The organism is Pseudoalteromonas sp. NBT06-2, assembly GCF_002276045.1.
Classification (GTDB): Bacteria; Pseudomonadota; Gammaproteobacteria; order Enterobacterales; family Alteromonadaceae; genus Pseudoalteromonas.
Window position 1 is genome coordinate 1 of sequence record NZ_NQMR01000269.1, and the last position, 1,004, is coordinate 1,004.

Consider the following 1,004-nt stretch of genomic DNA (forward strand, 5'->3'; position numbering starts at 1 on the left):
TCGATTAGGCTACTGAACTTAGTACACTAACAACTGTTTTATTTGCGGTTTCACTAAGCAGAGGTTTCATTTTAATAAATAATATAAGCCTTTTCCATGCTCTGCTAAAAACTCATTGCTATCGATTGCTAGCTCAATTTCATTTGCTACTGTTAATTCACAAAACTGTTGTGCTTGTTCGTGTGTCAAAATAAATTCTTCATCTTTAAACCGATCTCTAAATTTGATCCGTTCGTTGGCATTAAAATCCTGAAAGACAAAATTCCGATCACAAGAACAATATAAATAAACAATTTCTTCAGCAGCATCTCCGATAATATTAGCTATATCATTTCGTTGAGATAAAGAAACAACTTGCTCGTCAAAACCAGCAGTGCCATAAGCGGCATGGTATAGACCCGAGTCACAAAGCTCTTGCGAAGCTCCCCATTTTTCTAATAGTTTATATGTATTATGTAAGTGCTTAATTAAAGAACCATTTAAATGTTCAAACTCTCCAGCACCTAATTCATTTAGTTTCTCAAACTTTGAATTCACACCAATCCTTAAGTAGCCTAACGTGTTTATAGCGAGCGAATTGCTTGTTTTTCTACCACTATATCGCTCATTTTCTAAATACGCTATTTTTACCTGAACCATTAACTAATTGCTAGCAAAAATAAAATTGAGTCTAATTGAAATTTGATACTGGAAAAAAAGCGTTTGGATCGTTTTCCTGAATATACAAGCAATATATTTTAACTGGATAGAGAAAAACAATTGATGAGCGTCCGCTCCTCGCTCTTAGCTGCCTGTCAAGTCTAAACTTTATATAAAAAGTGTCAGATCAAATATGAATCACTAGAAATTAACCATACTTAAACTGACTATTTAATGAATTAATCTCTACAATGTCGCAATAGCAGCTCTTTTAATTAATTAAAATTAACGTCCACGTTGTGACCACAAAGATAACCAAACACGGCTAAAGACCACCATTTTAATAGTAACTTCTCAAAAAGCAG

The 1,004-nt window shown here is 33.5% G+C and carries 1 protein-coding gene; it reads right to left on the minus strand.

Annotation, left to right across the window (positions count from 1 at the left end; translation table 11 throughout):
• Positions 1-66: 66 nt before the first annotated feature.
• On the minus strand, positions 67-537 hold the full coding sequence (locus tag CJF42_RS25165) for a DUF6817 domain-containing protein (RefSeq protein WP_212668869.1): 471 nt from the start codon (positions 535-537) through the stop codon (positions 67-69).
• Between the last annotated feature and the right edge of the window lie 467 nt (positions 538-1,004).